General features: G+C 69.9%; 13 protein-coding genes and 1 pseudogene. 12 read left to right on the top strand and 2 right to left on the bottom strand.

Annotated elements, in window-relative coordinates; all coding sequences use genetic code 11:
* The first annotated feature begins 233 nt into the window (after window positions 1-233).
* From ACFY0X_RS29065 to ACFY0X_RS29015, 11 genes are all read left to right on the top strand, one after another.
* Window positions 234-383, top strand: coding sequence for a hypothetical protein (locus ACFY0X_RS29065; protein WP_387758930.1), 150 nt, complete (start codon window positions 234-236; stop codon window positions 381-383).
* Between the two features lie 412 nt (window positions 384-795).
* The gene (locus ACFY0X_RS29060) at window positions 796-1,725 is read left to right on the top strand and encodes a ribosome-inactivating family protein (RefSeq protein ID WP_387758928.1); all 930 of its coding nucleotides are present in this window, start codon (window positions 796-798) and stop codon (window positions 1,723-1,725) included.
* 227 nt (window positions 1,726-1,952) lie between these two features.
* On the top strand, window positions 1,953-2,093 hold the full coding sequence (locus tag ACFY0X_RS29055) for a hypothetical protein (protein ID WP_387758926.1): 141 nt from the start codon (window positions 1,953-1,955) through the stop codon (window positions 2,091-2,093).
* Between the two features lie 329 nt (window positions 2,094-2,422).
* Window positions 2,423-3,016 carry a hypothetical protein gene (locus ACFY0X_RS29050; RefSeq protein ID WP_387758925.1) on the top strand — a complete coding sequence of 198 codons (594 nt, stop codon included), beginning with the start codon at window positions 2,423-2,425 and terminating at the stop codon, window positions 3,014-3,016.
* A 340-nt stretch (window positions 3,017-3,356) separates the two neighbouring features.
* Window positions 3,357-3,551 carry a hypothetical protein gene (locus ACFY0X_RS29045; RefSeq protein WP_387758923.1) on the top strand — a complete coding sequence of 65 codons (195 nt, stop codon included), beginning with the start codon at window positions 3,357-3,359 and terminating at the stop codon, window positions 3,549-3,551.
* Between the two features lie 745 nt (window positions 3,552-4,296).
* Window positions 4,297-6,339 carry a hypothetical protein gene (locus tag ACFY0X_RS29040; protein WP_387758922.1) on the top strand — a complete coding sequence of 681 codons (2,043 nt, stop codon included), beginning with the start codon at window positions 4,297-4,299 and terminating at the stop codon, window positions 6,337-6,339.
* On the top strand, window positions 6,336-7,313 hold the full coding sequence (locus tag ACFY0X_RS29035) for a hypothetical protein (protein ID WP_387758920.1): 978 nt from the start codon (window positions 6,336-6,338) through the stop codon (window positions 7,311-7,313). Before ACFY0X_RS29040 ends, ACFY0X_RS29035 begins: the two co-directional genes overlap by 4 nt.
* Window positions 7,310-12,760, top strand: coding sequence for a DEAD/DEAH box helicase (locus tag ACFY0X_RS29030; RefSeq protein ID WP_387758919.1), 5,451 nt, complete (start codon window positions 7,310-7,312; stop codon window positions 12,758-12,760). Before ACFY0X_RS29035 ends, ACFY0X_RS29030 begins: the two co-directional genes overlap by 4 nt.
* A 386-nt stretch (window positions 12,761-13,146) precedes the next feature.
* Entirely contained in the window at window positions 13,147-14,502 is a 1,356-nt protein-coding gene (locus ACFY0X_RS29025) for a hypothetical protein (protein ID WP_387758917.1), read from the top strand.
* 223 nt (window positions 14,503-14,725) lie between these two features.
* Complete coding sequence (locus ACFY0X_RS29020; protein WP_387758915.1) at window positions 14,726-15,472, top strand: hypothetical protein; 747 nt, start codon at window positions 14,726-14,728, stop codon at window positions 15,470-15,472.
* Between the two features lie 16 nt (window positions 15,473-15,488).
* Window positions 15,489-17,231, top strand: coding sequence for an Hsp70 family protein (locus ACFY0X_RS29015; RefSeq protein ID WP_387758914.1), 1,743 nt, complete (start codon window positions 15,489-15,491; stop codon window positions 17,229-17,231).
* Between the two features lie 15 nt (window positions 17,232-17,246).
* Here ACFY0X_RS29015 and ACFY0X_RS29010 read toward each other — a convergent pair whose 3' ends face one another.
* Window positions 17,247-19,418, bottom strand: coding sequence for a DEAD/DEAH box helicase (locus tag ACFY0X_RS29010; protein WP_359965528.1), 2,172 nt, complete (start codon window positions 19,416-19,418; stop codon window positions 17,247-17,249).
* Window positions 19,419-19,686: 268 nt separating this feature from the next.
* On the opposite strand from ACFY0X_RS29010, the gene ACFY0X_RS29005 reads away from it, so the two are divergent.
* Window positions 19,687-20,637, top strand: coding sequence for an IS481 family transposase (locus ACFY0X_RS29005; protein ID WP_387758912.1), 951 nt, complete (start codon window positions 19,687-19,689; stop codon window positions 20,635-20,637).
* 16 nt (window positions 20,638-20,653) lie between these two features.
* Here ACFY0X_RS29005 and ACFY0X_RS29000 read toward each other — a convergent pair.
* Window positions 20,654-21,501, bottom strand: a pseudogene (locus ACFY0X_RS29000) (IS5 family transposase).
* Window positions 21,502-21,676: the final 175 nt, after the last annotated feature.

Here is a 21,676-nt window from a genome sequence, read left to right as displayed (position 1 = left end):
GCGGGGGCCGTCCGGACGGTCCCCGGGGGTGGCACGGGCGGACACTTGCATTACCTGTTCACCGGCGTCTACGCCGACGGCCTCGACGCCCTCGACGAGACCCTCGTCGGCTGAACCCCGCCGGCGGGACTCCGCCGCCACCCCGGCAGCAGGTCCCGCGGCCCGGACACGCACCCCGGCGTCCGGGCCGCGGGCGTCTCCGCAACGAACCCGCCGCCCGGCACCCTGACCCAGTGCCCGCGCTCCGTGCGGGCGCGCGGGCCATCGAGAGCAACGTCCGCCGCACCGGCGCCACGTCCCTCGTCAGCGCCCCCGACCCCCACCGGCTCCTCGGCACCGAGCACCGGGTCCACCGGGTCCTCGCCCCGCCCCACCCGACCTGACCCGCTGTTGACCGTCCGCGCCCACCTCTGCACCCACCCTGCACGCTTGCGGGATCGACGCACCGCCACCCCGCCCGCCACCGCCGTCGACGGGCGGGTGCGGCCCCGGTCGAACGCTGCGGGGAGCATTCCTTCCCTCAGCTCATGATGCTCCGTCAGTTTCCTTGCCGTGTAGTGCTATTGATCACAGCTTAGTCGTCAACGAGGCGCGCTCGGCTCCGCCGCCGACCGCCTCCACGGCCGTCCGGCCACCCCTCCCGCGGGGCTCGCGGCGTCCCGTTCCCGGCATGCACAGGCCATCCGCCGCCATGCCACGATGCTGCCCGGAAGAACCCCGCGGCGCCCCTGTCGGCGCCTCCGCGAACCGGATCGGCCGTCAGGACCCGGCTCCGGCAGTACACGAGAGAAGAAGATGAAGAAGCGCACCATCGTCCGTGCACGGCTCCGTTCCGTCCTCCTCGCCGGCGTGGGTCTGAGCATGACCCTCACGGGCGTGCTCGGCGCAGCCGGGACCGCCCAGGCCCGCACCGAGTGGCGACAGATGTCCCACGTGTGGTTCGACCTGTCGGAGAACGGCCCGAGCGGGGACGAGCGGATCCGGTACTCCGCCTTCCTGGCCAGCCTGCGGGCGGCGGTGGCGGGCTACAACAGCCAGGAGACGCAGTTGGAGGACGTCGGCCTCGTCCAGGTCTCGCTGACCGCGCCCGACGACCGGGGCCAGCGCCGCCACACCGACATCTGGATCAACCCCTCCAACCTGTACATCTGGGGCTTCTCCAACGAGCAGGGCATCACCTACCAGTTCAGCGACATCGACAACGCCCTCCAGTCGCGGATCACGGAGACCACCGCTCCCGCGCCGCCGGTCAACCACAACGTCCAGACCCTGAACATCGGCTCGAACTACAACTCGCTCAGCACCGCCGCCGGCCGGGGCCGGGAGGCCATGCCGATCAGCTGGATCGACATGCGGTACTCCATCGTCCAGCTCGCGGGCGAGAGCAACCCGTGGGGCAACCGCCAGGCCACCGCCCGGTCGCTGAGCCTGATGATCCAGGCACTCTCCGAGGCCGCCCGCTTCAACGACGTCGAGGGCACCTTCCGTGCGGCGATGAACAACTGGGAGGTCCGCGACCTGCCGATCCAGCAGCAGTACCTGGAGAACTCCTGGGACGCCCTGTCCCGGTACTACTCCCGCGTCTCCTCGGGCCAGAACTCCACCCCGGTCGACATCCCGACCGTCGGGCAGGTCGGCAACCTCGACCAGGTCCGCCGGTACGTGCGGATGACCATGGGCCACCCCCACACGGACAACGGGGACTGGAACACTGACCAGCTCTGACCGGTCCCCGGCCCGGCGCCCCTTCCGGCGCCGGCGCCGGGCCGCGCCGACTTCAGCAGGTGGACGAAGTCGCGGGTGGGAAGCACGAACGCAGCAGCTCGGCCAGGCGTGGCGGGATCGGCAGCGCCCCGGGCGTCAACGACCCATGGAGGGCAGACTCCAGCACCTGCGGCGCAGCGATCGCGCCGGAGGCCCAGGCGCACTCACCGAGCAGCATCTCAAGGACGGTGACCGCCCAACTCCCGAGCGGGCCAGGCAACTTCCTCGTCGGCAACATCGCCGCCCGCCCCAGGACTTCCATGCACCTCGGCGTGTTCAACCCGACCCGCGCCACCCTCACCGCCCCGCGACAGGACGCGCTGTTCTGACCCTGCCGGGACCGCGCGCAGACGCGTCAGGCCGACCATCAAGCGCCGGCGCCCAGGCGTGCTCCCAGGCCTCGCACACACAGCAGCGCACCCATCACGTTGATCGCGGCATCCGTCCACGCGGGAGGCGAAGTAGGGGCGGCGGGGAAGGCGGGTGGCGAACGGCCGGAGCGCGTCCACATCAGGCAGTGAACCTAGACAGCATGTATCTGCGGGATTACAGTCGGTCGGGCCTGAGGGGGCAGGAAAGGCAAGAGAGGCGGCGAACGCGAGCGGCGGGATCAATGCCGCTTCCTTGCCATTTTCGGAATTTGCGCGAAGAGTGACTCATGGAGTTCGCCGGGCGCCTGGTCCGCTCAAAGAGTTCCTCTGTGATATTGCGCCGCAATTTTCGGTTCGACATGCGCCACAGGCTCAGGAATTCCGCGCCGCGACAAGCCGCCGCCGGCGGCGCCGGGATCGACTCGTCCGCGATGCACCCGATCCGAAGAAGAGAGGCCACCATGCCCCTGTCAGCAGCCGACCTCGAAAAGCTCGGAGACACCCCCGTCACGATTCACTCGACGCACTACCCGAACGTGCACCTCCGCATGGACGGGACCGGCGTGACTGCCTTCGCCGGCAGTGGCGCGGGGAAGGTCAACTGTCAGTACGGGCCCGGGCAGTGGACGTCGTTCAGGGTGCGTCCGCAGGGTGACGGCTCGTACGCCTTCGAATCGCTGGCCTTCCCGAACGTGTTCCTGCGGATGGACGGCGCCGGCGTCCCCAACACCATGGCGGGTGGTGGAGCGGTCAACTGCCAGTTCGGCGCGCACCCCTACGAGCCGTCCGGCTGCGTCCGCAGCCGGACGGCTCGTTCTCCTTCGAGTCCGCGACGGCATTCCCGAACATCTATCTGCGCATGGTCACCGGCAGCGGCGTGACCGCTGCCACTGGTCCCGGTGGAACGGTGAACTGCCAGATCAACGCCAACGGCGGGGACGACGAGAAGTTCTTCATCGACCTGGCCTAGCGGCCCGGGCGCCGGATGAGCACCATGCCGGGATTGCCGCGGAATCATCGCGGGAGGAGCCGCTGACGATGTGCCCGTGACGGGGCCTACATTGGTGATCTGCCGATTCCCCTGCGGCCATTCCTTGACCCGGTTTGGACAGGAATCCACAGGCGCCCTCCAGGGCCAGGCCGGCGAGGTACCCGCCGGCCTGGCCGGAAGGCCTTTGCACCGGGTGAGCAGGATGCAGGCTCCTGAGGTCTGTCTGGTAATTGGCCTTGTGGCAGGTCGAGGTGAGCGACGGCCGCAACCCCAAGGCCCTGCTCGCCGAGCGCCTGAACATCGACGCCCTGATCGGACTGCCGAAGGTCCCCCGGGTTGGCAGGCCGGCGACCTGGTGTAAACGCGAATGCGCGGCCGCCGCAGCAAGTTGCGGCGGCCCGTCGGCCAACGGCTGCGGTCCCTGACTGATCCCAGCGAGATCGCAAAACGGCGGCGCCACAGTCGCCCACTACCTGCCGGGCCATCAACAAAAAGGCCGCTGATCTGGGATTTCTCCCGATCAACGGCCTTCCGACATACTGTCGGGACGACAGGATTTGAACCTGCGACCCCTTGACCCCCAGTCGCCCGGCGATGTGCATCGCTGCACGTCAGACCGTAGACAGCACGCGCTGTCCGTTGACCGAAGCACACCTCGGTGCGTGGTGTTGCGCAGCGCGTGGTCCCTGGCAGTCCCCCGGCTGGCTGCAACCCGGATCTGCCTCAAGCCGCGGAAGCAGGAGGCTGGTCCGGCCGACCTCGGTTACGCGGGACTCACCTGAGGGCGCCGTCACCACTGCCCGCGCTGCAGTGCCCTTCTCGCGCGAACTGGATCAGCCCTCGCAGTAGTCCGCCCCGGTGCCGACTGCCCCAGCTGATCGGTGTCAGAGCCACCTGCGGAGGGCTTGTCGTGCGGGGCGTCAGGGCCGGCGGCTTACGCTCGGGAGCTTGCCGTCGAACTCCCGACCGGCCCGATGGCAGCTCTCGCCAACCTGGTCTTTCTCGGCACCCGGACGACACCCAGTCACGACTGAGCTTTAAGGCGGCCCGCACCCGGACGCACCGTTTAGCCCGCGCTTGGGGACACATCGCAGTACCCTCGCGCGATAGGCTTGATGAGCACCAGCGCTGACTTGAAGTCAGCAACACCGCACACTTCGTGAGGATAGTTTGGACCTCCCCTACCAGGCGTGGCAGCAGGCGCTGGAGGACGAATTCTTCGGCTCAGCGCAGGCTGGCCGCCCGACCTTGCTCTACGTCGATGACGATGTCGAGCGGGAGCTCCGGAAGCGCTACGGTATCGGTGTGTCGCTAGCCGAGTGTGTGGGCCGTGTCCTCAACTCTGGCACGGATCGGCCCTACGCCCCAGTGGAGACATACCGCTGGCGGAAGTGGAAGGAAGACAAGGAAGCGATCCCTGCGTTCCTGCCACTGCTCGCCGCCTCCGTGCTCGCGGCAACGAGGATGGTGAATGACGGGCACCACCCGGCGAGCGCCTATCACGTCCGCTTCTCCGAGCTGCTGACCAACCGTGAAGACCTCCTTCGCGGTGAAGAGTTCGAAGCAGTGTCACAGATGTGGCAGGTCCTTGCGCGGTGGCAGCACAGCCAGGGCACGGCCCGTGGTGTCTGCACCATCCCCGCCGCCGCGGACCTGCCGCGCAACCAGTCGAGGATCGGCTTCCCGCTGTCCCAGGCACTGCTGAACGGCGGCGACCGGCAGGCACTTCCGGAGATCTTCGCAAAGCTGCGAAGCCACAACTCCGGCGCCTGGCCCCTTGACGGAGAGACCTTGCTGGCCACTCTGGAACAGTGGGGCTGGGACAGCAGGTTCTCAGCCGGCTTCCGACGGGCGAAGAAGGTTCCCGATTTCCGTTCACACATAGCCCGGATCCTGGGCAAACTCGCTGTGTCCTGGGACAGCACGGCAGTCAAGGCGAGCCGCGGCAGCGGGCGGACCGAGTTGCTTGTGAAGTTCGAGGCCGGCAGGCTGTCCTGGCTCGCTCGCGTCCCAAATGCGGGGGCGCCGCACATCAGCCTTTCCGGTGGAGTGGTCCTGGAACGGCTCGCTGACACCGCCTACTACTCGGTCGACGGGCTGGGCGTGCCAGATGCACGGAACCTGAACCGTTGGCTGAACGCCAGCTCCGATGAGGCAGCGCTGAACCGGTCGCCGACACCCGTGCTGGCGCTCGGGCGCGACGATGTCCTGGGCACCTGGGTGAGTGCCAGCGCCTTTGTCCCCGGTGAGGAATACATAGTGCTGGCGGCGCCTGAGGCACAGTCGGACGTGCGGCGCCTCCTGGACCGGGCCGCGTCTCCAGGCCGGCCCAGGGAGGGAGGGAGGCTGCCGTGGGTCCCTGAGGGCTGGGCCGTCCACACGGGAGTGGTCTTCAACAGTGCCGTGACACTGCGGCGGGCTGTCAGTGAGATCCAGGGCGCCGTCGATTCACTGCGGCCCACCCAAGAATTCGACCTGCAGCTGGTCGGCGGCCTACGCCTCGCCCCAGTACTGGAGCGGCAGCTCTATCTCGTCGGGGGTGAGCCCTCCGTTGTCATCCCGGACGACGCGTCCGAGACGCTCCTCGTCGACGGGACCGCGCGCCCGGAGCTGAACGGGGCAAGGGCCCTCGGCGGTCTGGTGCCGCTGGCGGGGCTCGGCCTTCCCGCTGGCGTCCACACGGTCTCACTCGGTGCCGGTGCCGTCCGGTTCACCACGGCCGAGGGGCTCCCCGTCCCTGCGGCGGCGGAGCGCCGCTGCGGATTCGAGGTGTCCGGCTTCAAGGCTTCGGCGTACCCGGCGGTGTGCGGGAGCGGGGCAGCGCTGTCCGGGGCGGACTGCGCCGGGCACCGGGTTGGTGCTGTCCCCGAAGTGGTCCTCAGCCGCCGGGGCGCCGACGAGCTGCTGTTCGCTGCCTCCGACGGGAGGCTGTGGCGCATCACCGCTCCCGAGCCGCCCACCTGGCTGGCAGAGCGACTGCCGCAGGCGTCAGCGCCGTACCTGTTCGAGGTTGAGCTGCACGATGTCGGCGGCTGGCTGCTGGAGCGCCGCGCCGGGCGCTGGCGCGGGCGCGCCGTCAGCCCCGGCATCCCGGAGCCGGCCTCGTCGCCGAACGTCAGCACCTGGGCCGAGGCGGTCCTCGCGGCAAGGGACTGCACAGCGGATTCGAGGTGGGCCGCCTACGTTCACGCGGCGGAGGAGGCAGCCCGGTGAGCACTGATACGATCGGCGATCTGCTGCTGCGCTGGCTGAGCGAGCGGCAGGGCGGTTCGGTAACGACATTGCGGGAGGGTGTCCGCAGCACGGTGCGGGCATACGGCATCGACACCGCCGAGTACGCGGACTGGGAATGGGTGCGCGCCGTGTCCTCGCTCGGATTCCTGGATGCGGACATCCGGGCGGACCGGTGGTCCGCCGCTCCGCTGGTCCTCACCCGCCTGCCGTTCTCCGACGGTCTGGCACTGATCACCGGTGCCCGTACGGCGGCGGTGCGTGCGGCCCTCGGGTCCGCCGCTGCGGACTGGCTGGAATTGCTGGAGATCCCCGGCGAGACCCGCGAGAGGGCCGTGCCGCTGCCCGCAACGCTGATGGTCCAGTACGACGACGCAGCACGGCTGGACGAGCTGGCCGCGCGCATCGGGGCCGCTTACGTCCCCTGTGCGGCACTCCAGTTGGCCGCGCTCCTGCCGCCTGCCCAGACAGGGCCCGAGGCGGCCCCTCCGGGCGGCGCCGGGCTGGACACCGTGGAGCGCTACGACCTTGCTTCGCGGCGCTTCGTCCCGGCCGATTCGCACACCGAGGACGGACTGTACCGCTGGCGTGGCGCCGACCACGCCCGGCTGGTGCGGCTGCTGCGCGACGGCCGCTTCACCCGGACCGAACACGAGACGGGTATCTACCTCGAACTCGCCCGCCACCATGAGAACGCCGTGCGCTGGCGCCCGGAGGCGGCCGAAGGACGCGCCCGTCTCGGGCGGCTGTTCGTGGACTGCAACTCCCCGCTGCCGCCGCTCCACGCCCGTGCTGCCGTGCTGTGCACGGGTCTGCCGCCGATCAGAGGAAGCCAGGGTCAGACCCTGGCCTACCACAACGTCCCGCAAGTCCTGGCCGAGGCCGTGGCTGCCTCGCTGTTGCAGGACCTGGAGATCCTGCCGCCGCTGGCGGCCGTACCCGGGAGGGCACATTGAGCGCCGACAAGGGCATTTCGACCGGAAGTGCGGCACCCGGCGACGTAATCGCTACCTTCGGCGATCTCCGCCGGGCACTGTTCCGCTACTACGACACCCCGTTCGGTGTCGACGACGTCTCGGTGATGGAGGAGCGCCGCCTGCTGCTGGACCGCGACAACGGCGCCTGGCGCGAGCCGCTGATCGAGCTGCGCCCCCAGTACGAGGCCAGCGGGATGACCGTCCCCGAGTCGTTCGCCGCTGCCGCAGCTCACCCGGAAGCCGCCGACTTCGCCCGGTTCGCACTGCCCGACGGGGTATCGAGCCTCTACTGCCACCAGCACGAAGCTCTGGTGGCGGCCTGCCGGGACGGCAAGGACTTCGTCGTCACGGCCGGAACCGGCTCGGGCAAGACCGAGGCGTTCCTGCTGCCGGTGCTGGCCGACCTGGTCGCCGAGTCCGCCTCCTGGACCGGCACCCGCGCCGCACAGAGCGCGTGGTGGCGAGGAGAGGACGAGTACCGCCCGAGCCGCACGGGAGAGAACGGCCACCCCGCGGCAGTCCGGGCCCTGATCCTCTACCCCACCAACGCCCTCGCCGACGACCAGATGATGCGGCTGCGCAAGGCACTGGACGGCGAGGGGGCCCGCACATGGCTCGACGCCAACCGGAACGGCCACCGCTTCTACTTCGGCCGCTACACCGGCGCCACACCCGTACCGGGCGCCAGCACGTCCGCACCCGCCGCGGCCAGGCTGCGCGAGTACCTGCGGGCCCTGGACGCGCGCGAGCAGCGCGCGGACAGCCGCCACCACGCGTTCATCCCCCGCCTGGGCGGGGCGGAGATGCAGAGCCGCTGGGACATGCAGGCCGCACCGCCGGACGTCATGGTCACCAACTATTCGATGCTCAACATCATGCTCCTGCGCCCGCAGGAGGCAGGCCTGTTCGCGGCCACCCGCCGATGGCTGGAGACCACGCCGGACGCCCGGTTCACGCTCGTCCTCGACGAGCTCCACATGTACCGCGGCACGGCCGGCACCGAGGTCGCGTACCTGCTCCGCAACCTGCGGCACCGACTCGGGCTGGACTCCGCCCCGGAGAAGTTCCGGGTACTGGCGGCCTCCGCGTCGCTGGAGGAGGGACGCGACGACGCGTTCCTTGAGGACTTCTTCGCGCTCCCCCGGTCCCGGTGCAGGATCATCCCCGGCACCGCCCTGCTGCCGAAGCGCGCCAGCACCGACCTGACCGCCCACGCGCAGCTCCTCGCCACAGCCGCGAACGATGAGCTGCGCCAGGACCAGGCGCGCGGCCTGGCCGAAGCCACCGGCCTCGGCGGTGCGATCCCCCACGTGCTCTCCCCCGGCGGGACGCCCCGGACATTGCGGATCTCCGCACTCGCCGAGCAGCTCTTCCCGGGCATCGCGGCCCCGGAGCAGCGCGAAGCGGCCCTGCACGGAGCGCTGCGGGTGCTCGGTGCGGCCGAGGACCCCGACCTGCCCAAGCTGCGGGCCCACCTCTTCTTCCGCAACATCGGCGGCATCTGGGCTTGCTCGGACCCGCAGTGCCCAGACATCCCGGTGGAGGCGGACAAGGACCGCCGGGTCGGCCGCCTGTTCGCCGAACCAGCCTCCCGCTGCAGCTGCGGCGCCCGGGTGCTGGAACTGCTGTACTGCCAGACCTGCGGCGACCTGATGCTCGGCGGGTACGCCAGCCCTGAGGACACCCGGAAGCGGAGGTTCACCGGCGCGCTGCACACCGACTTCCCCGAACTCGACCTGCTGCCGGACGAGGCCAGCGGCGTCCCAACAGCGGCGAACTACATCGTGTACTGGCCCAGGCCGAAGGCCCTCGGCCTGGACAAGCCGGACTGGTCAGCCGGGCTGTCGAACAGCGGGGGCAGCGTCGGCTTCGAGTTCCGGCGCAGCGCATACCAGCCCGCCACCGGACGCCTTGTCAACAAGGATGTCGGGCACAGCGGCTGGTCGTTCCACATCACCGTGCCGGACGGCAAGGACTCAGGGGAGCCTGTCCTCGACCCCGCGCAGCTGCGGCCGTTCCCGACACACTGCCCCTCGTGCGGCGACGACTGGGAGATCCGGCGGGACCGCGACGGCCGGCCCATCCCGCTGGAGGACCCCGCCAGGCTCCGCAGCGCCCCGGTGCGCCGCATGCGGACCGGTTTCGACAAGATCAACCAGGTGCTCGCCACCGAGGCACTCGGCCACCTCCCGGCGGACGAACGAAAGGCGATCGCCTTCTCTGACAGCCGCGACGACGCGTCCGAACTCGCCAGCGGCCTCGCGCTGCGCCATTACCAGGACCTGCTGCGGCTGCTCACCGCCAAGGCCGTCCGTGAGCAGGGCGACCCGTTCGCGGACCTGCAGCTGGTAAAGGCCCACTACGCGGGCGAGCAGGTCGAACCCGCAGCGGCCAAGGCCGCCATGCTCCGGCTGCGCGACCGGCATCCGGCCGACTGGGGCAAGCTGAAGGCCATCCTGACGGACGACCTCGACGCCGAGCCGGAGCTGCTGCCCGATCTTGAGCGCCGCTTCGCCAACCTCCCGTCGCTCGATTCCCTCCCCGGCGACCTCGAGGGGCTGCTCGTCGGCTGCGGCACCAACCCCGGCGGCCCGTCCGCCTCGCTGCAGCATACCTCCGCAGGGCAGAGCTGGACCGTGCTCTTCAACTGGAAGCGCAACCGGGAGTCGGCCGCCGAGACGCAGGCCCAGGAGGAGCTGCTGGACCGGATCCGCAAGCGGCTGCGCACCGAGTTCCTGAACGGGCTCTTCTCCAGCGCGGGACGCGACTTCGAGTCCCTGGGGCTGGGGTGGCTCTGCCTCCAGGACGACCGCGCACCGGTCGAGGCGGCCGTCGGCGGCGACGACGGACTTGCCCGGGCCAGCCTGCGGATCCTCGGCCAGATGCGCCGCTTCCACCAGATGCGCAGCGGGCTGCAGAATCCGCCCGCTCCGCTGAAGCACTTCTGGCAGGAGGTGGTGACCCGCGATGGCACCGACCTGGAATCGGTCAGGGACCGCGTGCTCGGCATCTGGAAGGACGCCGTGGTCGAGTATGTGATCAACCCCGAGAAGGTGGCGCTCCGTACCGGCATCGGCAAGGTCTGGACGTGCACTGGCTGCCGCCGCCCGCACCTCCACCCGGGCGCAGGGATCTGCACCAAGTGCCGCATCGAACTCCCGTCACAGCCCGAGGAGTTCGAGGGGGCACTCGCCGACGACTACTACGCATGGAAGGCCGAGCACGGAACGGGGAACTTCGCGCTGCGAACGGCGGAGCTGACCGGGCAGACCGACCGGCTGGAGGCCCAGCGCCGCCAGAGCATCTTCCAGGATGTCTTCCTCGGCGAACACGATGTCGAGGAAGCCGACGGGCTCGAGCTCCTGTCGGTGACCACCACCATGGAGGCCGGCGTCGACGTCGGCCCGCTGAACACGGTGCTCCTCGCCAACATGCCGCCGACCCGCTTCAACTACCAGCAGCGTGTGGGCCGGGCCGGCCGACGGAACAGCCCGGTCGCGGTCGCGCTCACGGTCTGCCGCGGGCGCAGTCACGACGAGCACTACTTCGCCCGCCCCGAGGTCATCACCAACAGTCCGACGCCGCCGCCCTACCTGGCGCTGGGAATGCCCGCGATCTTCAAGCGCGTGCTGCTCGGCGAGGTCCTGCGGCAGGCCTTCGAAGCGCTGTCCGCCGCCGACACCGATGACACGCCGTCGCTGACGAACAACGTCCACGGCCAGTTCGGCCTCTCAGCCGGCTGGGCGGACCACCGTGACGCAATCAGGAGCTGGACCGCCGCACACCCCGACCGCATCCGGGCGGCCGCCGCCGCCCTGCAGGCCCGCACCCCCGAGGCAGTCTCCTCGATCGACCCGGTGGCATGCATCGCCGACCTGCTGGACCGGATCGACACAGTCTCCGCGGAGCGGGTCGGCCACGCCGAACTGAGCCAGCGGCTCGCCGAGGCAGGGCTGCTGCCGATGTTCGGGTTCCCGACCAGGGCGCGCCTGCTGCACTCCAGCTTCCCCGACAAGCCATTCCCGTGGCCGCCCTCAGACTCGATCAACCGCGATCTCGCCGTGGCGCTGAGCAAATTCGCGCCCGGCAGCGAGACCCCGCGCGACGGCCGCCTGCTCCGCTCGACAGGCATCGTCTCGCTCAGCCCAGGTGCACGCCGGGTCTACGCCGCCGAGGACCCTTTCGGCCCGGAGCAGCTGGTGGCGATGTGCAGGATCTGCGCCAACATCGATCCGGTGCCCGACGGCGCCGAGCCCCCGGACCGCTGCCCGGCCTGCGGCGCAGAGGGCAAGAACTACCGCGTCGTCCCGTTCCGGGAGCCGGCCGGCTTCCGTGCCGCACCCGACCCGCGGGACTACGACGGCACACGCGACTGGGGCAGCGGTTCGACCAGCACGCGCACCGCCGCCGATCTGGAGAACACCGCACCCCGGGTGCTGCGGTCGGCGGACGACTGGCTGGTGGTGCACTGCGGCAGCGGGGACCGCTACATGGTCAACAGCAACGGCGGCAGGCTGTTCCGCTTCCGTAAGGACACCGGCAAGTGGAAGGGCTACTGGCACGTCGAGAACCCGAGGGCCGACGCGGACCTGCAGACCGCCCTCGGTGCCACCCAGCACACCGACATGCTGTTCCTCGGAGCGAAGGCGGCCGTGGACGAGCGGCGGGGCCTGCGGTTCGACATCTCGCGTTCCGCGCAGCCTGACGGCTTCGCCGACGCCTACCACGGGCGCCGTGCCGCCTGGTACTCCCTCGCCGCCCTGCTGCGCCGCGCGGCCGCGCCGTACCTCGACGTCCAGCCGGATGAGCTGCTGAGCGGCATCCACGGCTCCCCTGCACCGGTGGCGGCACCCGTCATGGCCTACCTCGCCGACAGCCTCGACAACGGCGCGGGTTTCAGCACCCACCTGGGAGCGCCCGACCAGATCAACGGGTTCCTCGACGCGGTGGACGACTACCTCGCCCAGTTCGGGGAGGACAGCCGGCACGCGGGGGCGTGCAGCAGCTCCTGCTACTCATGCCTCCGGGACTACACGAACATGCGCCTGCACCCCCTGCTGGACTGGCGCCTCGCCCGGGACCTCGTCGGCGCCCTGCGCGGCAGGGACCTCCAGCCGGAACCGTCCCGGCACGAGGAACTCCTGCGCGGCTGGGCGAAGGAGGACCCCGCCGTACGCCTGGCGGAGACCGGCAACGGCCTGGTCTGCGTCCACACCTCGGACTTCACCGGCGAGCCCGTCGCCGTCGCAGTCAAGCATCCGCTGGAATCCTCCACCGCCGCCTGCGAGGCACCGCGTCTGGAGCGGCTGCGGAAGGAGGTGTCCGATGCGGGCATCGCTGACCGGCTGGCGTTCGTCGACGCGTACTGTCTGGACCGGACCCCGGCGGCTGTGATCGACGAGGTCCGCAGGTTCGCAGAGGAGTGATGGTGGAGAGCACCGGTGCCACATACGGCGACGGCACCACCGGCCCCGCCGACGACCTGGAGGCGCTCCGGCGGCGTGAGCTGGCCCGGCGCAGAGCGCTAGCCGAAGCACGCGAGCGCGGCGAGCGGCCTCCGCTGCGCTCGGGCCGCGGCACGTCCCCAGCGGCAGCCGAGCGGCGTCACGGCCCGGTAGGGAGCGTGACCGCGGACCCTGTACGGGTCCCCGAAGGTTTCGCCGACGCTGGAGCGTGGACGGAGGCCTTGGCTTTCGCCCGGCGCGTCCTCGGCGGGTCGCCCCCAGATGCCAGTCCTGCCTCGGGCCTGACGGCGCGCCAACTGGCTGCGGAGATCGTCCGGGCTGCTTCGCAGCTGGCACCAGTCGCCGGCGTGGCTGTGCTCACCGAAGCGGACGGCCATGGGATCCCCGTCCTGGATCTGCCTGCTGCCGCCCGGGCACGTGCCCTGCTCGCAGACACGCCCGCCGTCGTACCAGGGGCAGCCGGGAGCGCCTGGCAGGTCTACCAGGACGAGCAGTCCATCGATGAGTTCCACATCTCCGAGACCCGGCAAAAGGCACTGCTCTCCGTACTTCCGCTCGCCGTCCTGGACGACTTCGTCGACGAGGAGTGGATCACCGCGGTCCCGGAGCCGGACGGCTCACCCCGGGCCGTCTACCTCCGGGCACGGCTCGCCCCGGATATCCTCTCCGACGAGGAGCTGTCGCAGCTGGACTGGCCGTTGGAGCGCGAGCGCCGGGCAGCCGGAACGGGCGCCGAGCCCGGGCCCGACTGGCCGGACTCCTGGCGGCTGCTGTCCCGGCTGCAGCAAGCCGACGCCGGAGCCGTGACGGAGGAGTGGTTCGGACTCCCGCCGGGTGTGCGGAAGCTCCTCGATGAACTTCGGGAGGTACGTCGGACCGGCTATGTGAGCCAGGATCTCGCTGCCGACCGCTCGCTCTGGCTGCTCCTCGAGCGCCTGGCCCCCCACGGCCGCGGCGGCTCGCGGCAGTTCACCGGTTGGCTCGGTGTCAGGAGGATGCTGAGGGCTATTCGCCATGCCCAGCGTGCCGAACTCCACAACGAGACGGAGCGCGCGGAGCGGATGCGGGCGGCTGCCTGGGAGTCCGCCGACCGGCTCGAGCACGGACCGCAGACCGTCCGGTGGGAAGCGAGGAATGTGTGCGCCTACCTGCTGGCCGCGGACGATCCCGGCAGGGCGGCGTCCTGGCTGGAGCTCGATGTAGAGTCCCGGCCGCCCCGGTTCCAGGAACTGGGAGAGTCCGCCGCTCATTCACTACAGCGCAACCGCCGCTACCTGAAGAGCAGCCCCCGCTCCGAGCGCAGCGGGCCGTTGAACCCCTACCTCGTGCTGGGTGTCGAGGACGCCTCACCGGACTGGAAGCAGTCCTGGCGCAGACTCCGCCGCGAACTCGACGAATCAGGGAACGTCGCGGTCAACCAGGCCAAGGACGTCATCGAAGCCGCCGAGCGCGGGCAAGGGGAGGTGGCACGCTTCGTGCTCCCCCTCGCCCCGCGCCGCTGGGCAGTGCCACCGGGCGTCAGCCGACTCCTTGAGCTCCCCACCGAGCCGATGGGGCGGCTGACCGCGCCTCCATCCGAGGCCGACCGGGCCTGGGCACGGGAAGCTGCCGCTCACGAAATAATCAAGGCCGCCGCGGACCTCCTGTCCCCTCCTCCTGTTCTTCCGGACCTCGACCAGCAGAGAGCAGCTCATCGTGACTAGCAAGCCCCCGCCAAGCGCCGACCGCAGAAGCAAGGGGGCGGCACGTTCCGGAAGGGGCGGCAGCCGCCGCAGCCTCTCCGACCGCCGTATCTCTGAACCGCAGGTCCGCTCCGAAGGCTCCGGGCGCAGCCGCTGGACAGAAGAGAGCCGGCTGCCGGAAATCGCTCCTGGTACCTTCGATGCGGCTGCCCTGCTGGCATCCGTCACGGAATCCTTGCGCCCCGTGATCGATACGCAGCTCGAACAGATCGCCTGCTCCCTCGCCGTGTCGGTGTCCGCCGCTGAGGACGGCGACCTAGCGGCCGTGATCCGCACTGAGCTCACGCGCCGTCTCGTCCCCCAGTTCACCGAAGCAGTCCGCGGGGCCGTCGTAGAGGGAATCCGCGCGCGGCAGATGCACCTGGCTCAGCTTGCGGTCATCGACCGCGCCGCGCACCAGGCCTCGAAGCTAACGTCGCTGCAGGCACGGATCGACCACGAGATCACGAAAGCAGGCCTGGTCCGGGTCGTCGAGCCCGGGGATCTGTCGCTCTTCAGCCTGGTGAACCCGGACCAGGACCGCACCGGCGATAGCGAGGCCCCGGCCTATTCCGTGGTCTCCCCCGCCTACACCGACCGGGAGTCTGGCCGGGTTGTGGAAATCGGCTGGCTGCGGGTCGAGGACGGTGACCGGCCTGAGGACCAGCCGAGGAGCTTGACGCCCCGCAAGAAGCGCCAGCAGCACCCTGACCGGGAACGGCACCCGCAAGCCCCTCCCGCTCCGGCAAAGGCACAGGAAGCGCTCAAGAAGCCGCACCGCAAGGGGCCTTCCGCCCGTCCGGGGCCGCCCCAGCCCGCTGCCGAAGGGGCTTCCGGGGCCGCACCAGTACCGGGCCGCCCCCGGGAGGACCGCACGCCGGACGGATCGCTCCTGTCCCGCACCCATGCCGCCCCGCACCGCGACGCTGCCGGGAACCACCGCACCAAATAGCATCGGAAGGCACTCGATGAGCTTCGGCATCGACTTCGGTACCAGTAACTCGGTTGTCGCACGCTGGAACGGGCTGGCCGCCGAGGTTGTCCCGGTGGACGGCGGAAACGGACCCGCGAACTGGCGGCGGCCGGAGTTCGGGCAGCTTTTCCCTTCCGTCGTCTCCGTACGCGACGTCCGCCGCACGCTCTGCTTCGGGTGGGCGGCAAAGACTGGTACCAGCGACCCGCTCGATGCCGTCAAGCGCATGCTCGGCACCCGTTCCAGTGCGGACCGGGCGGCGGACGCCGGCGAGGAGACGCTTCCGCATCTGGAGGAACACCGGGTGTGGATCGGCGGCGAGCAGTTCCGGAGCACGGCGGCCGCCGCCTCGCTCTTCAGCCGCATGCGGGAAGGAGCCGCTGACGAGCTGCTCGAGCTGTCCGAGGCCGTCGTCACCGTCCCCGCCAACGCGACCGGCGGGGCCCGCTACCGCACGCGCGCGGCCGCCGTGCTCGGCGGCGTCAAGGTCAAGGCTCTGATCAACGAGCCGACTGCGGCGGCGATCTCGTATGCCTACGACTACCCCATCCCGGGCCGGTTCCTAGTCTTCGACTGGGGCGGCGGCACCATAGACGTCACCGTGCTTGATTACGTGGACGGGCTGTTCGAGGAACGGACGTCACGCGGCATCACTGCCCTCGGGGGCCTGGAGTTCGACGAGGAGCTCGCCAAGCTGATTCTGCGCAAACTGGGCACCGTCCCGGAGCGGCTCAGCATGGCGCAGCGCCGGCAGTGGCGCCGGCATGTCGAGCTCACCAAGATCGAACTCTCCCATCTGCCTCCCGACGGCTACGCCCTCTTCGAGTCCCCGCCGAGCGAGCGGTCCGGCCGCAGCGTCAACAACGCGAAGATCACGGTCGAGGAGTACAACGCCGCGATCGCCCCGCTGGTCGAACAGGCGTTGAGACCGGTCGAGCAGGCTCTCGACGACCTGGGCACCAGTGCCCAGGGGATCGACTCCGTCCTGCTGATCGGCGGGACCTCCCAGATCCCGCTGGTGCGCGAAACCCTCGGAAGAATGCTGGGCCACGACCGGATCGTCGATCCGCGGCTGTGCAGGCCCATGACGGCCGTCGCCCGAGGTGCGGCCATCTACGCGGCCTCGCTCGACGGGGAGCTAGACGATCTCAGCGATTTCTCCTTGGTGAGCAACTACGACCTGGGCTCCGCTTTCAACGCCGGCCGGACGCGCGGCTTCCAGTCGATCATCCGCCGCAACGCCACTCTCCCAGCCGAGGGCACGTCGGTCTTCCAGCCCTCCGCCCCCGGGGCCACGTCCGTGCATGTCGAGATCGTCGAAGGCGAGTACGGGCACTCGGCCGACAGCGACCGGGCGTTCCCGCTCGCCGCGTTCGACGTCCCGCTGCCGCGGGCGGAAAACGATCCTGCCCACAATAAAATCACCATCCGCTTCCGCTACAACGAAAGCGGAATCCTCCGCTTCACCGCGACCCACGCCATCACCGGACAGCTTCTGGCCGAACGCGAGATCGACTCCTTCGGCCCCGACGGCACCCCGCTGCAAGACGGCCTGGAAGGCGAGCTCACCAGGCTGCTCGCCCACACCGTACGGCCGTTTCCCGATACTCCGAAGGCTTCCGCACCCGGGCCGGCCACTGGTAGTACGGAGGCGCCCGGAGAGGAAGCCGCCAGTCGCGCGCCGATCGCCGACCCCTCGGTGACCGTCAACGGGGAGTCCCAGTTCCTGGCATCCTGACAGCTTGCCAACGGCTCAGAGCAGCTCTTCCCCACCCACCAGGTCCGCAAGGAAGGGGCTGGGGGCGCCGCTCCAGCTGACCGCCATGGCATCCCGCGCCCGGGTGCACGCGACGAACAGCAAGCACCGCTCGGCGAGGAGGTCAGTCGCGTGCTGGATCGAATCGGCCTCTGCCGGAGTCACCGCCGACAACAGCGGCAGAGCCGACTCCGAGGCGCCGAGCACGGCGACACAGCGGAACTCCAACCCCTTCATGGCGTGCATCGTGGCCACGCGCACGCCCGCCTCATCAGCACCAGGACTGTCCTTCAGCAGCACGGCGTCGATTCCCGCCGCCTTCAGACGGGACATCACCTTGTTCCCGAGCTGCCGGAACCTAGTGCACACGGCGATCTCTGCCGAGGGCACGTCGGCGGCCAGCCACTGCTGCACACGGTCGACGAGCGCCGTCAGCTCGGCATCCTCCGAGTCGTAGCCGCAGGCGGTCGGTCGGGTGCCGTGAAGGAGCGAGACGTAATCAGCGAGGCCCCCGTCCCGCTGGTCTCCCGACAGGTCGTTCACTGTCTGCTCAGACAGCACCGCCCCGGACCAGCGCAGGATCTCCTCGGTATTGCGGTAGTTGAGCCGCAGCCGGAAGCTCCGCCCGGCAACCGGAATACCGAGCGCCGCAAAAGACACCCGAGAGTCGTAGATCCGCTGGTGAGGATCACCGGTGAGGAAGATGTCGTCGGGCCCCTCGGCCACGGCGGCACGCAGGAGGCGCCACTGGGCAGGGTGGAGGTCCTGGGCTTCGTCGACCACGATGTGGCGATAGCGGGATGCGCCGGACCCTGCCGCCCGCAGTACTCGGGCCGCCTCCGCGCACAGCCGAAGCTGGGTGCTGCGTCCTTCTGCATCGAGCTGGCGGGTGAACTCGGCCACCGCCTGCCAGAGTAGCGGGCGCTTCGACGGCGCCAGTTGACCGCCCCGTCCCCTGCGCTCCGCGGCGGTGTACTCCTCCTCGGTGAGCAGGTCCTGGGCGAGGATAACGTGGCGGTACTCCTGCATCAGGAACTCGCCGGACCACGGCAGGTTGAGCTTCGTGCCGAGCGCCCGCCACCGGTTACGCTCGTCGCTGTCGTCGACCGCCTGCGGCGCGCGGCCAGTGTGCTCGCGCAGGACCTTGAAGGCAAGGGAGTTGACGGTCCCGGTCTCGACGCGGGCGAGCGCTGCCGGGTCGTCAAGCAGCAGGGCCAGGTTCTCCCGCAGGATCGCGGCGAGCGCGTTCGTGTAGGTAGTCAGCAGAACGTGGGGCCGGTCGCCATTCGTCGGTCGGCCCAGCAGGTGCTTGACGCGGTGGAGTGCGACGACCGTCTTGCCCGTGCCGGGGCCGCCGGAGACCTGGGCAGGCCCACTGTAGGACTCGCGGTACGCGACCCGCCGCTGATTGGGGTGCAGGAACACCCGCCAGGCGGCGAACGGCTGGGAGAGCATGTACTCGAGCTCGTCCGGCCGGGACACCACGACGATGCGGCTGGCGGTGTTCGCGATGGCGGTGGACACGTCCCGCGAGTCCAGCGGCCCGGGGTCGGCCGGACGGCGCTGCGAGACGATGTCGCTCCACACCTCCTCCGGAGTGAACCCTTCGGCGAGGTACTGCAGCACCTCGCACTGGTCCTCGGGGAACATCGGTACGAAGGCGTCGAGCTGGGCCTGGTCCGTGAGCGAGCGCACGGCCGGCAGCAGACCGCTGTCGATACCGAGGTCACGCAGCACCGTGTCCGAGTAGGCGTCAAAGAGCCGGCGCGGCGCGGCGGCGGCCACCCGTTCCAGCAGCGGTGTGATCTGCTCGATGGCCTCGACGTTCCGCACCTCCAGCCCCCGGGTCGCCGAGTTTACGCTGAAGATCCGCTTCGCGGCCCACTCGTATGCCTTGTCGTGCTGCAACACATTCACCAGCAGGAACGTCGCACCCCCGTCGTCCGGCGCAAGTACGACGCCACGCCAGAAACCAGTGATTCGGATCGTCCGCAGCCGGGGATCCCTGGCGTTCTCGACCGACTCCAGGTGCAGGCCCTTGTCCTTGTGCAGCTCTGCGGCGCTCAGCTGCTGGAACTTCACCACCGCCTTCCGCACCCCGGAGCGGACATGCTTCTCCAGCTGCTCGTACTGCTCCCAGAAGGAGACGGAGAGTGCGAGTTGCGGCATCGGGCTGGCCTCCATCGAACAGTGCGGCAGCGATCAACGTACTTGCTTACACCATCAGCACTTGTGGCTGATAGTCAGTGCTTGTTCGGTTCCGCCGCCCGCTTCCACGGCTCCCGCGGTCGGCGACGAGCGGCCAGGCGAGACGGAGCTAGTTGTACTGACCACAGAGGTTAGTGACGGGGTTCAGGACCGGGTGATCTTGAAATGAGTGAGGGCCTTCTGGCTCGGTGTGGATTGCGACATCTGCACCGGCACCAGAAAGGCCCTCATGCCCCACCGTAACGCACCGCTGACCGAGACGGGACGCCTGCGTCTGGCCCGCTGCGTGGTCGAGGACGGCTGGCCGCTGCGGCGGGCCGCCGAACGCTTCCAGGTCTCGCCGACCACGGCCAAACGCTGGGCGGACCGCTACCGCGCGCTCGGTGAGGCCGGCATGAGCGATCTCTCCAGCCGCCCGCATCGCAGCCCGCGCCGCCTGCCGACGCGCACCGAGAGGCGGATCGTCAAGATCCGCGTCCTGCGCCGCTGGGGACCGGCACGCATCGCCTACCTGCTCCGCCTGAACCCAGCCACCGTGCACCGGGTCCTGGTCCGCTACCGCCTCGCCCGCCTCGCACACCTCGACCGTGCCACCGCCCGCCCGGTGCGCCGCTACGAACGCGCCACACCGGGCGAGCTGGTCCACGTCGACATCAAGAAGCTCGGCAACATCCCCGACGGAGGCGGCCACAAGGTGCGCGGCCGCGCGGGCAGCCCGTCGCACTCAGGCGTAGGCTACAGCTACCTGCACAACGCCGTCGACGACCACTCCCGCCTGGCCTACAGCGAGATCCTGCCCGACGAGCGCAAGGAGACCGCAGCCGCATTCTGGGTCCGGGCGAACGAGTTCTTCACCCGGGCCGGGGTCACGGTCCAGCGCGTGCTGACCGACAACGGAGCCTGCTACCGCTCACACGCCAGGCGCGATGCCCTCACCGCCCAGGGCATCGCACACAAGCGCACCCGGCCCTACCGCCCGCAGACCAACGGCAAGGTCGAACGCTTCAACCGCACCCTGCTCGACGAGTGGGCCTACGCCAGGCCCTACCGAACCGAGCAGGAACGCCGCGACGCCTTCACCGACTGGCTCCACACCTACAATCACCACCGCGGACACACCGCGCTCGCAGGCAAGCCGCCCGCCAGCCGCGTCCCCAACCTCACTGGTCAGTACAGCTAGGGATCGTCTTCAAAGATCAGATCCAGAGCAGGATGGAGGCGATGGTGACGGTGGCCTGGTAGGACTCGCGGGTCTTGTCGTAGCGGGTGGCGAGGCCGCGCCATTGCTTCAGCCGGTTGAAGCAGCGTTCGACGACGTTGCGGAGTCGGTAGGTCTGCCGGTCGAAGCCCGGCGGCCGGCCTCCGCGCGAGCCCCGGTTGAGACGGCCGAGCACCTGCTCGACGCGTTCGGGGATGGTGTGCCGGATTCCGCGTCGTCGCAGGTAGGAGCGGAACTTGTGGGAGCTGTAACCCTTGTCCGCGATCACGTGGTCGGGTCGGGTGCGCGGGCGCCCCGGCCCGACCCTGGGAACGCGGATCGTCTCCAGTACGGCTTCGAGTCGGGTGCAGTCGTTGGTGTTGCCGCCGGTCAGGACGAAGCCGAGCGGGCGGCCGCGGCCGTCGCAGGCCAGGTGGAGCTTGGTACTCAGTCCGCCACGGGACCGGCCGAGGGCGTGATCACCCGCTTCGTCCCCATCGAGGGCCCCCTTCTGCCGCCGGTGGCGTGCTGGTGGGCCGGCACGATCGTCGAGTCGACCGAGACCAGCCAGTCGATGTCGCCGGCCGCGTCCTTCTCCGCCTGGATCGCGTGGAGCATCCGGGAGAACGTGCCGTCCAGCGCCCACCTGCGGAAGTGCGTGTACAGGGTCTGCCAGGAGCCGTAGCGCTCCGGCACGTCCCGCCAGGACGTGCCGGTCCGCAGCTTCCACACGATCCCGTTCAGCACCAGCCGGTCGTCCGACCGCGGACGACCGGCCACCCCCGAAGCAGGCAGGAACCGCGACAGCACAGCCCACTCGGCATCCGACAGCTCATGACGACGCATCATGACCGGCATGATCCCGCATCACTTGATCAGCTTTGAAGACGACCCCTAGGTGTGGACAGCGATTACCACCATGTCCATCGGTCAGCCGACGCCGAGTCACGAAGCCCGGGTCTGGTCTAGCCCAGCGTCTGGTTCCAGGGATGTCCTGGACGCGGAGCGTGCGCAGGCCCGG

The sequence above is a fragment of the Kitasatospora sp. NPDC001547 genome, from assembly GCF_042894165.1.
Classification (GTDB): Bacteria; Actinomycetota; Actinomycetes; order Streptomycetales; family Streptomycetaceae; genus Kitasatospora.
Note: the sequence above shows the minus strand (reverse complement) of the source record. Positions and strands in the feature narration are given on the sequence as shown.

Bases quoted from the DNA above. Each gene is read 5' to 3' on its own strand.
- ACFY0X_RS29060 (WP_387758928.1), top strand. From the start codon at position 796: ATGAAGAAGCGCACCATCGTCCGTGCACGGCTCCGTTCCGTCCTCCTC.
- ACFY0X_RS29050 (WP_387758925.1), top strand. From the start codon at position 2,423: ATGGAGTTCGCCGGGCGCCTGGTCCGCTCAAAGAGTTCCTCTGTGATA.
- ACFY0X_RS29015 (WP_387758914.1), top strand. From the start codon at position 15,489: ATGAGCTTCGGCATCGACTTCGGTACCAGTAACTCGGTTGTCGCACGC.
- ACFY0X_RS29010 (WP_359965528.1), bottom strand. From the start codon at position 19,418: ATGCCGCAACTCGCACTCTCCGTCTCCTTCTGGGAGCAGTACGAGCAG.
- ACFY0X_RS29005 (WP_387758912.1), top strand. From the start codon at position 19,687: ATGCCCCACCGTAACGCACCGCTGACCGAGACGGGACGCCTGCGTCTG.